This is a genomic window from Fructilactobacillus sp. X3R5C2, assembly GCF_059901175.1.
The window spans coordinates 1-11005 of record NZ_JBWXVC010000008.1; the positions used below are offsets into that span (position 1 = coordinate 1).

At 41.1% G+C, this 11005-nt stretch carries 11 protein-coding genes and 1 riboswitch; of the genes, 8 read left to right on the forward strand and 3 right to left on the reverse strand.

What is annotated here, in order from left to right; all coding sequences use genetic code 11:
* The coding region (locus AC6UD4_RS07115) for an LPXTG cell wall anchor domain-containing protein (protein ID WP_500694595.1) at positions 1-837 on the forward strand (837 nt) is incomplete at its 5' end.
* A 155-nt stretch (positions 838-992) separates the two neighbouring features.
* On the opposite strand, the gene AC6UD4_RS07120 is transcribed toward AC6UD4_RS07115, so the two are convergent.
* Together AC6UD4_RS07120 and AC6UD4_RS07125 are read right to left on the reverse strand one after the other, a co-directional pair.
* Complete coding sequence (locus tag AC6UD4_RS07120) at positions 993-1538, reverse strand: folate family ECF transporter S component (protein ID WP_500694594.1); 546 nt, start codon at positions 1536-1538, stop codon at positions 993-995.
* Between the two features lie 47 nt (positions 1539-1585).
* Positions 1586-1683, reverse strand: a riboswitch (THF riboswitch).
* A gap of 553 nt (positions 1684-2236) precedes the next feature.
* On the reverse strand, positions 2237-2833 hold the full coding sequence (locus AC6UD4_RS07125) for a hypothetical protein (protein WP_500694593.1): 597 nt from the start codon (positions 2831-2833) through the stop codon (positions 2237-2239).
* Between the two features lie 276 nt (positions 2834-3109).
* Between AC6UD4_RS07125 and AC6UD4_RS07130 the strand changes: the two genes are divergently transcribed.
* The 6 genes from AC6UD4_RS07130 (at position 3110) to AC6UD4_RS07155 (ending at position 7198) form a co-directional block, all read left to right on the forward strand.
* Positions 3110-4021 (forward strand): prenyltransferase, encoded by a 912-nt coding sequence (locus AC6UD4_RS07130; protein WP_500694592.1) that lies wholly within the window; start codon positions 3110-3112, stop codon positions 4019-4021.
* A gap of 188 nt (positions 4022-4209) precedes the next feature.
* The gene (locus tag AC6UD4_RS07135; RefSeq protein WP_500694591.1) at positions 4210-4725 is read left to right on the forward strand and encodes a sigma-70 family RNA polymerase sigma factor; all 516 of its coding nucleotides are present in this window, start codon (positions 4210-4212) and stop codon (positions 4723-4725) included.
* Positions 4726-4793: 68 nt separating this feature from the next.
* The gene (locus AC6UD4_RS07140) at positions 4794-4997 is read left to right on the forward strand and encodes a DUF1659 domain-containing protein (protein WP_500694590.1); all 204 of its coding nucleotides are present in this window, start codon (positions 4794-4796) and stop codon (positions 4995-4997) included.
* A 14-nt stretch (positions 4998-5011) separates the two neighbouring features.
* On the forward strand, positions 5012-5251 hold the full coding sequence (locus AC6UD4_RS07145; protein ID WP_500694589.1) for a DUF2922 domain-containing protein: 240 nt from the start codon (positions 5012-5014) through the stop codon (positions 5249-5251).
* 97 nt (positions 5252-5348) lie between these two features.
* A complete protein-coding gene (locus AC6UD4_RS07150; protein WP_500694588.1) occupies positions 5349-6497 on the forward strand; it encodes a glycerate kinase in 1149 nt (382 codons plus the stop codon).
* A 71-nt stretch (positions 6498-6568) separates the two neighbouring features.
* Positions 6569-7198 carry a class A sortase gene (locus AC6UD4_RS07155; protein ID WP_500694587.1) on the forward strand — a complete coding sequence of 210 codons (630 nt, stop codon included), beginning with the start codon at positions 6569-6571 and terminating at the stop codon, positions 7196-7198.
* A gap of 71 nt (positions 7199-7269) precedes the next feature.
* Here the strand turns inward: AC6UD4_RS07155 and AC6UD4_RS07160 are convergent, their stop codons facing one another.
* Positions 7270-7803, reverse strand: coding sequence for a hypothetical protein (locus AC6UD4_RS07160; RefSeq protein ID WP_500694586.1), 534 nt, complete (start codon positions 7801-7803; stop codon positions 7270-7272).
* A 659-nt stretch (positions 7804-8462) separates the two neighbouring features.
* Between AC6UD4_RS07160 and AC6UD4_RS07165 the strand changes: the two genes are divergently transcribed.
* Positions 8463-11005: mucin-binding protein (locus AC6UD4_RS07165; protein ID WP_500709644.1), on the forward strand; the 2543-nt coding region annotated here is incomplete at its 3' end.

Consider the following 11005-nt stretch of genomic DNA (forward strand, 5'->3'; position numbering starts at 1 on the left):
TCGACAAGCGACAGCCTATCAACCAGTGCGAGTGGTTCAACTAGTACTTCGATGAGCACAAATCATTCCGAAAGTACCAGTGCTAGTTCATCAGTAAGCGGCAGTCAATCTACCAGTGATAGCTTATCCACTAGTGCCAGTGGTTCGATGAGTACTTCAATGAGCGACAACCATTCTACAAGTACGAGTGCTAGTTCTTCGGTAAGTGGCAGTGCTTCCACAAGTGGTAGCTTAAGCAATTCCACAAGTGTAAGTGGCTCAACCAGTACTAGTGATAGTATTTCTACTAGTGCAAGTGACTCACTAAGTACCAGCACGAGTGGTTCAATCAGTACTTCAATGAATGACAATCATTCCGCAAGTACGAGTGCCAGTGCTTCATTGAGTAGCAGTCAATCCACCAGCGATAGCTTATCGACAAGCGCTAGTGGCTCGATGAGCACTTCAATGAGTACAAATCATTCGGCAAGCACGAGTGCCAGTGAATCAACTAGCACTTCGATGAGTGATGTCAACTCGGCAAGTACCAGTGCAAGTTCCTCATTAAGTGGTTCTCAATCGACGAGCGATAGTCTGTCTATAAACACTAACGGTTCAACCAGCACTTCGATGAGTGACAACCATTCAACGAATACCTCAGAAGACAACGGTAATGCTACTAATAATCACGGTAACAAGGGTGAAAATACTGCGAAGAAGAATAATAAAGCAGACAAATTACCTCAAACCGGACAAAGTAACAATGACCTAGTAACTGCTGCAGGTGTTATTGAACTCGCAATGGTTGGACTTTGGGGAATTCTTAACGGACTTAAGAGACGCAAGAAGAACCAATAAGCAATTTAACTAGATGTTAAAACCATAAATAAAAAAGATTTTAGTATCTGTTAACATTAAGCGATCAAATTCGAAATGAATTTGGTCGCTTTTTGTGTATGTAAGAAGACTAAAAAAGGGTCCCTGAAGTTTTTAACTTCAAGGACCTTTTATAATTATTTACTTTTAAAAACGTTTGGTTTCATATGCTGAATGACTCTATTATTCATTAACACGTACAGGATTACGATCTGAATCGGGGTTGCGATGATGTTTTTGACAATCCGGATTGGCAGGTAATAGAAAAACGAGGTGTTGGACATGATTGAGATCCAAAGGGTGTTGAAAAAGACGTTAATCACTAACGTGATAATTACCATCGTGATCGTCAAGCGCACCCAACCAATTTTTTGGTGGTGATAAAAAGCAAAACTATATATCAGGGCGGCTAACACGGCGGTAAAAGTGTAACCAATGAAAAAGCCGTACCCATTAATAAATGATTGCAGAATATCTAAAATCACTGCCGAGATGGAGGCCCAGAACGGGCCAAACCACCATGCGATAAATACAGCGGCAATAAAGCCAAATCCAATCTCCAGATAACTAGTCTGAAACTGAATCTTACCTAGTACAATCTTGATGGCCATCAAAACCGCTAGATAGGTTAATCCCTTGGTGCTTAGGGGGAGCATCCCCCAATGTTCTAATTCTTTCTTCATACTGACATCTCCTTAGTGGAGCTGCCACCAAAATTGGCATAAATTAAAGTGGCGAATGCGGACCAAGCACCGCAAACTGTTAGTTTTTCGTTCAGCGTTCACATTCCGTTCCGCCGACACTTAACGCGCAAGGTCCTACTCCTAAATTTTTAGAACATTCTAAGTATACTCCTTTTAAGATAATTGTTTTGTTAAATATGGTCAGTCTGGGAATCGAACCCAGATTATCGAAGCCATCGCTGACCTACCATGACTAAGGTAAGAGAAAAAATAAGAAAATTGGTTTGATTAATAAGTAAGTATTAATCAAAGGTCCCTTTCCGATTAGTTCTCTTTGGAATTAACTACCTATGTATGATTTCTATTTATAAAAGCCCCGCCAGAGGAATGTACAAATCATATATATTAAAGATCGTAATTAAACTTTTAAAATTTAAACATAATAAGTAGTTAAGTGCAGAGGGAAGAATCGAACTCCCGTTGTTAAAAGTTACCAGACTCCGCAATAATTTATTCATCTAAGATACTAACAGGAACCAATTATTAATTGAGATCATATGTAAAAATAATACATTATTTTAAAAGAAAATTAAACGTACTTTTAGTTCATAATGAGGTACTATGAACCGTAAGAAAAAGACTAGTGCCCGTCTGTAGGCGCTAGTCTCTGGAAATTAAATTGTGATTACAAAATTAAATTATTGAAAACTAATGATTTTAAAATCGTCGTCATCGGCAAAAATCTCAAAGTTAAAGACCTGACCTAAATCGTAGTGTTCGACGTGATAGGCAACGTTGTCGTCAATGGCGTTTTCAAGTTTGGAAAGATTAAGCGCGGAGATAAAACTGAGCGCATACTCTACTAACATGATTGGGTTGTCGATTAGGTCGTGGAACTGGCTCTCGTCGTCTGAGACAGTGGTAATGTTTCCTGAGAATTCGTCACCGATGGTGTTGACCCCGTTGTAACACTTCTGTTTGAAGAATTGGTTGCGGATAAATCCTAGTCGGTTGGCCTCATCACGGTCTTTGACTTGGTCGGTTTGGACCTGGAAGTTATCATCAGTTTTGTTTAGTTGACTGTGATTTGGCACAAAGTCCCAAATTGAGCGTTTGTCTTTAAAGTTTGGGGTGACGTTGTATGGATTTAAGCGGATGATTTCATGATCGTTAAGTTCGCATACTGGTAGCGATGAGTACAGGCTTTCTTTTTGTTGTTTCTTGATATAGGCATCCTGATACATCAAGACGAGATCGATCACGTACTGGGCGTCTCTTAGCTCGTTTAGCTTCATGGTATTCCTCCTTTCTGTGCCACTCAATATAGCAGGATTAGACCGTGAAAGTCTAACATATTGTTTATAAATTAACATGAAGTGGAGCTGAAATGTTTTATGTAAATATGGTTACAAAGTGCTATTATAATAGTATTTATTAGAAAAGATGATTTGGCAAAGCAAAAGCTATTTTTATTAAATAGTTAATATTTGTTACTAAATTCACTATGTTACATCTTTTCTTAATCAATTAATTTTTGCGGGATTCTTTAACGAATCCAGCCGGAGGTTAAAATGAATATTCATAAATTAATTGCCCTAACGGAACCGAGTTCACTTGTGTCAACCGTGATTCCCTTTTTATTGGGATTAATGTTTGTCAGCTATGATTACGGGGAAGTCGACGTTTTTAATTCTATTATTTTGTTACTAGCGTGTCTTTTAATCCAGTTGATGGCCAACTCGTTGGATAATCTGGCTGATTATCACTCCGCCTTTAAGACTTCGAAAAAAGCAGCCAAGAAGTTTCGGGAGCAGACTAATTCACTAGGGGTCAACAAGATTTCATTTAAGGCGGCAGTGATTACGACCATGCTCTTTGCGTTTCTAACGGCCATCTTGGGCATTTATTTTACGATGTGGTTACTAGTGATTGGTGTAATTGGCTTTATTATTAGTTATTTGTATGCTAGCGGACCACTGCCCATCTCTCACACGCCCTTTGGTGAAATGGCATGTTCGCTAACGATGGGAGTGGGGATTACTTACACCGTCATCATGGTAAACGTGCCGGTATCACAATTTAGTTGGCAACTGTTTTTAAATGGCCTTTTGGTGTCCACACTCGCTCTGTTTCCGCTTGCTAGTATCATGCTTGCCAATAACCTCTGTGACGTAAAAGAAGACATCCAGTTAAACCGTCATACCCTAGCATCTTTCATCGGGAAAAAGTGGTCGTTAGTGGTTTTTACTGGTAATTATGTTGTGACCTATGTCATGGTGATTGTAACCGTCTGGTTGCGGCTACTTCCGGTTAGTACGTTACTGGTATTGTTCACGATTCCTGTAATTTATCAGCATGTGCGTAAGTTTGTCCATGTTCAGGACAAAAAACGGACGTTCATTCTTTCCGTCAAGAGTAGTTTTGCGATTTTACTAGCGCTGATTTTGGCAGCGTTCTGCCAGTTATTAATGGCTCTTTTTTAAATTAATCTCTATGAGTTGGAAAATGGATTCCACCTTTAAATTTGATGTCTTGACGTTAGCCTAGCTAGCGTCTTTTTTGACGGCAAAATTCCGCCATTTGCCGGGATGGCGCTGATTCTCATCCCACCTTATGCTAGTTCCTGATACAAAGGCCTTTGGATCAAACTACTATAGGGAGATTCAATTTTATGAATAACGAGCAAGCAGCGTTTCGTTTCTTAATGGCAGGCGACCACGAGGTTGTGATTTTTGGCGTACTGAAGCGTTTAGGAATCAGACCATTTCACGACCAATATCAAGACTTGGTGTCAGAAGGACGACTGGCATTTGTGAGTGCGTATCAGCGCTATCCGGGTGATCCGACCGACGAAAAAAGTCGGTTAAACTTTATCTATCAGGGAGTTTACTGGCACATCTTGGATTTATTAAAGAAGGAAACTAGGCAGAGCTCCAGAATTGACGTTGAAAATAGTACCGACCTGGATGTTATTTCCGATGGCGGCGAAGATGTCGAAACGCGCATCATGTTTGAAGAAGTCCTGAACCGATTGAACGAAAGGGAGCGCCAGCTGGTGATACGACGGTATCGCGGCCAGTCGATGACGGCAATTGCGAAAGAACTTCACGTTTCACGGAAGACCCTCTACCAGTGGCGCAGGCACATTATCAAAAAAGTCAATCTAGGTAACACATTGACTAGTTGATTCGTTTCTAGTAGGTGTAAGGGGTTGGCCAACTGCCTTAACAAAATAAACTGAAGAGGATGAAAAAAATGAAAAGAAATTGGATGAAGACTAGTGCAACATACACACTTGCAGGAGAGGGTCACGCTGACGCCAAACACACCTTTAACAACCTGGTGCAAAACGTTTCAGAGGACCAAATCAAGCAGTTCGGTGTGATTTTAGCGGAATTATCCGGTGACTCATTTAAAAAGGCAACGTTGAGTTCCACTGATACTTTGGATGCTGAATAATTAGGAGGATGAACATGAGAAATTTAGAATTAGTTTTTAAATCAGATCAAAACAAGGTTAAAACCATTAAGTTGAGCTACGCTTCAAGCACTCTGGGTGAAGAAGTGGTCAAGAACGCCATGGACCGGATTGCCAAACTCGAGATGTTTCAAAAGGACGGCGTGAACTTGTACAGCACACCGGTTTGTGCCCGTTACGTGGAAATTAAGAAATACCCGATCTATCAGGCACCGGTAGTCCCAGCTACCAAGTAAATTATGAGCTTAGAAAAGCGCTTCATTATATATGAAGTGCTTTTTTTGTGCGTTATAATCGGTTTAATGGATGAACAGATTCGAAAGGAGGAAGAGCATGAGTTTACGGTTTGTTTTAGCGCCAGATTCATTTAAGGACAGTATGTCAGCCAAACAAGTGGCAGGCGCAATGGCGGCGGGCATTATCAACGTTGATCCGTCGTCCCACATTGATAAAGTTCCGATGGCTGATGGTGGCGAAGGGACCGTTGACACGCTGGTTGACGCCACTCATGGAAGGAAGATTGACGTCACGGTTGATGGTCCGATTCCTGGTCAGAAGGTGGATTCATTCTTTGGAATGCTCGGTGACGGCAAGACCGCGGTCATCGAGATGGCGAAGGCCAGTGGACTGGAGTTAATTCCTGAAAACCGTCGTAATCCAATGGTCACAACCACGCTTGGGACTGGTGAGTTGATTAGAGCTGCCTTGGATTTTGGCGCCCAAAAAATCATCATCGGAATCGGTGGCAGTGCGACTGTTGACGGTGGAACCGGGATGGCAACGGCCCTTGGCGTCAAGTTCATGGACGAAAACGGAAAGGTCATTATTCCAAACGGATCCTCAATCGGTCGCATCTCCGACATTTCGGTGGCGGGACTCGATCATCGGATCGCCGAGACCGAATTCGTGGTTGCTTCGGACGTAACTAACCCACTGGTTGGAAAGAACGGAGCGGCGCCGGTGTTTGGTCCGCAAAAAGGTGCCAATTCCAGTCAGGTCGTGCAACTGGACAATAATTTAAGAAGTTATGCGCACGTGATTAACGATAAATTAGGGATGGACGTTACAAGCGTTCCTGGCAGCGGTGCCGCTGGTGGTGTTGGTGCCGGACTGATGGTCTTTTTAAAGGCCAAGTTGCGTCCCGGCATTGAGATTGTGGAACAGACGGTCGGACTAGAAGAAAAGATTAAGCATGCCGACTGCGTTTTCACTGGTGAGGGCAGTATTGACGCTCAGACCAAGTTCGGTAAGGTGCCCTTTGGAGTCGCCAAGTTGGCCAAGAAATACCATAAACCGGTCTTCGTTGAGACGGGTCACATCGGTGAAGGAATTAGTGATCTGTACGATGCTGGAGTGTCGTCGGTGATTGACATCTTAGACGGAGTGACGTCAATGGAAGAGGCCCTTAAAAGGGGACCCGAAAACATCGAACGTACCACCGAGAATATTATAAGAATTATCAAAGCCAGTTCGAAACTTTAGATTTTAAATAGAAATAAGGTAGAATAAGCGTATGTAGTAGAGGAGTACGTTTACGAAATGGCGGTAGGAAAATGAAAAAATTTTTTTGGAACCTTCTAATTGTGGTCCTGGTCGTTGTCGGGCTTGGTCTGGTCTTTAATTCTCAGATTACTTCATGGTGGGTTGGATACCAAGGCGGACAGAAGGCTAACAGTATCACCAAGCAGGAGGCTAAGCGTGGAAATCAACGTAAGGGCGATTATGATTTTAGTAACGTGAAGGCGGTCGACGAGAACGCCATTATGAAGAGTCAAAAGGCCAAGCAGTCGCCCGCAATTGGCCGCATCAAGATTCCAGACTTAAACATTGATTTACCCATCTTTAAGGGGCTAAACGACGATGATTTAACGATTGGAGCCGGGACGATGAAGATGGACGAAAAGATGGGGGAGAAAAACTACGTCCTGGCGGGTCATCACATGAAGGACCCAAACGTGTTGTTTTCGCCGCTATCCAAAGCGAAGGTCGGACAGAAAATCTACCTTTCCAATCCTAGTAAGAAGTATACCTACAAGGTTACCAGTAAAAAGATTGTCTCTGAAGATGACATCTCGGTGATTAATGATAATGGCAACCAAAAAGAAATCACGCTAGTCACGTGTGCTTCTGGAAATCCGGGTGAAACCAAACGGTTGATTGTGTCCGGTAAATTAATTAAATAGTTCAAAATAAAATACCGTGTCGTTATTAGTCTAATAACGACACGGTATTTTTGTGTCGTGAGTTGATAATATCAATTGTCTTGAAAGTATTCGCGAAGTTTCTTTTCAAAAGATTGGGGTGCTTCTGGGACTGGACTGGTAATCCACATCTCCAAAATAAAGAAAAAGGCCTGAGCCTGCAGATTCATAATCATATTTTTGGGAATCTTTTGTTTAACGTGAAAGTTGGGTGAGTTGTTCATAATGTTACTTTTATACTTTTTCAGTAAAAAAGCCATGAAAATCCCCTTGAGGCTTGGTTTGAGTAGGACACGAATCTGATCGCGATACTTATACACAAGCTCCGGTAGGCAATTAATCAAATTATTGACGTAGGTGTCGTCTGGATCGCTTTCCTTATTAAATTCTTCATCAATTTGATTGCATAATGTGGTTTGAATGTAAGTGATTAAATCATCAATGCTTTCGAAATTATTATAAAAGGACTTTCTTGATACGCCAGCCGAGTCTGTTAGTGATTTCACGTTAATATCAAAGATGCTTTTGTGACTAGCTTGAATTAGAAATTCATTTGCGATTAAGTCCTTGGTTACATTGGTTGCCATATTTTTCTCCAGAATTTTGATATAAATCATTCTAAGAGAGTTACTCACTAGCGAGAGTTGTTTTAACTCTTTTGGATAATTAAGGCTTTTTACACATTAAGCGACCATTGAATGTGAATTGTATTATAGCAATTATAATATGATATCCTTTATAGTTTCCTGCATGAGTACCGATGTAAACTTTATAAATCAGTTTTTATGTACATCACAAGAAGTATTCTTATTTTTGGACTCGATCGTACATAACAAATTAAATTTTTTTAAAGGTTTCACATACTTGTTCTAATGGAATTAATTTGATTAGCTGATCTACTAGTTACGTGGGTGCTAGTTGTGATTTCCATGAAACAAAAGTACTTATGTACTTTTTAACTTACTTCTTAGATTGAAAGTGAGTTTTGTTACTGCTTTTAAATATATAGTATTAATGTTACAAAAATATTACATTTTTTGGTGATTATTTACACATAATGAGTATTATTTGGGACCAGACACATGACTTTAAACTAAATAAAAGCTTATTATGACAGTATTTTACACACATTGTATAAAATACAATTGTGTTCAATTCAATTTCGATTTGTGCAATAATTGCTTCAGGCTTAGTTAGCCGGTAAGTATAGATTAATTTGAAATTAGAAGGGCAGGTTTTTACTTATATGTTCAATCGTGATAGCAAAACACATTATAAGATGTATAAAGCTGGTAAACGATGGCTGTTCAGTGCAATTACAGTCACGATGTTTTCAGCCGGGATTTCAGGCGGAATCCTTATGTCTAACCAACATAATGTGAAAGCGGACGTTACTAGCAACGCTCAGATGAATTCACAAAATAGTGATTCGTCTGATAAGCAAGTAACAGTACCGCAAAATCAGACTACCAATGATCCGGCAGCTGAACAGAACGTCACCAAGAGTGATGACACAGCAAGTAACCAAAATGTTACTGCTGCTCAAGACACAACTAAGAATGATGACACTTCAGCTAAGCAAACCGATTCATCACAAAATCAGACAACCGATCAAAGCACCACTAAAAGTGATGACGCAACCAGTCAAAAAACCGATTCAACAAACTCTGATCAAAACATAACAAAAAACAATGACACCACATCAGATAAGCAAGCTGACGCTGATGCTGATGCCACTAAAAATGACAACACTACCAATCAAAAGGCCGATTCAGCAAAAGACCAAGCAACTGACCAAGACGCCAATAAGAGTGACGATGCTTCAAGTCAGAAGAATGATGTATCACAGGACCAGTCTTCTGATAAAAAAGCTGATGCCACTAAAAATGATGATGTGGCAAACAAGGAAGCTGATGCCTTAAAAGACCCATCAGCTGATCAAAAGTCTGACCAGGAGGCAGCTACAAGTGATAACACAGCAAATAAGCAAGACGCTGTGGTAGCTGCCAACCAAAAGACTGATGATCAAGCAGCAGCCATGAAGCAAACTGCGGCAGCCTTAGCCACCAATGATCCCCAGAATCAGCTAAAGAATGCCACTACTGATCTTGCTGCTGAACCATTTAAGATCACTGTTAGTGATCCAGACTACAAGTCTTATGGTGTTCCTTGGGTTGATCCAAACTCCGATCACTTTACGTATGGTTTTGTCACTGTGAAAAATGCTGCCAATACTAACAAAGTAAAGTGGATTGTTTGGTCAACTGATCGTACTGGTGACGGAGTTGTCTATGTAAATGAAATTGATGCTGACGGGAACCTTCTTAAAACCTATGTTCTTAATCAAGACGGCGAAGTAGATAACTCCGATTATATTAATGGAATACAGTATAAAAGATGGAGCAATAACTATAGTTCGATGGGATTTGAAGGCGATAATCCTGAACAGTATGTTTTCAGAAAAAACTGGTTCTATAATAACCCAGCCGGAGTGGATGCCAATCTTGGAGCTATGAATTCCTATACTCCAGATAAAGTTACTTCGACAGTTACGTGGACAAATAAGGACACTGGCGAAGTCATGGCTACCCATCAGTTCACTGGAATGGCGGGTCAGTCATATGATATTACCGGCATGCCACCAGAAATTCCCACCACTTATTACATTTCTACCGAGCCATCAAATGCTACAGGAACCATTTCAAGTTTTGGTGTAGTTGGGACTAAGTGGGTTTCACATCTGAAACAAGGTTACGAGGTAACCTATACTGAAACTGATGATCATGGTGGAATGAGTGTTCAATTAACGGATAAAGACGGAAACCTCGTTCCTGGTAGTGATGGTCAGACGACCTACCATATTGATGCTAGTTATAACTATGACCCAACAACTAAACAGTATTCATGGGATATTCCTGGATATGGAGTTGTGGTTCTTACCCCAATTTATGTTCCACAAACTCGTAAGATCGATTATCAAGTTGCTCAACTGGGAAAATTAGTTCCAGTTGATTCCAATGGCAATCCAATTGACAACGGATCCCATGATGTTCCATACGAAACGCAACCAGACGATCCTACTAAAGCACAACAACCTCAATTACCCAATATTCCTGGCATGATTCCAATGGACCCCCATGATCCAAGTCAACCATTAAAACCAGGTCCAGATGGGACCTATCCATACCCAATTACGGATCCCGGTTCAGACACTAAGGTCCCTTATGGCCCCGCTACCAGTCAAGTGACTGATAATAGTGGTCAAGGTACCATTACCGTTCACTACAAGGATGCTAACGGCAACACTGTTTCACCAGATAAGCAAGTCAGCGTTCCATTTACTAGAACTGGTACTAGAGATAATGAGACTGGTAACATCACTTGGGGCGACTGGGAACCAGTTGGCAATGCTAATCAAGTAATCACTTCACCAGAGGTTCCTAATATGACTCCTGATCAGCCAACGGTTACTGGTCATGCCACTGAAGGTAAAGATGATGTTCATACCGTTATCTACAGTGACACCCTAACAACAGTAACTGATAATAGTGGTAAAGGGACCGTGACCGTTCACTATGTTGATGCTAATGGGAAGACCATGGCAAAGGATCAAGTTGTTACCGTTCCATTTACTAGAACGGGGACTAAGAACGAAAAAACTGGTTCAATTACTTGGGGTGACTGGAAGCCAGCCGATAACGCTAACCCAGTTATTAATTCTCCCAAAATTACTGGTTACACACCAAGTCAAGCTAGTGTAACGGGTGATGCTGCTGAAGGAAAAGACGA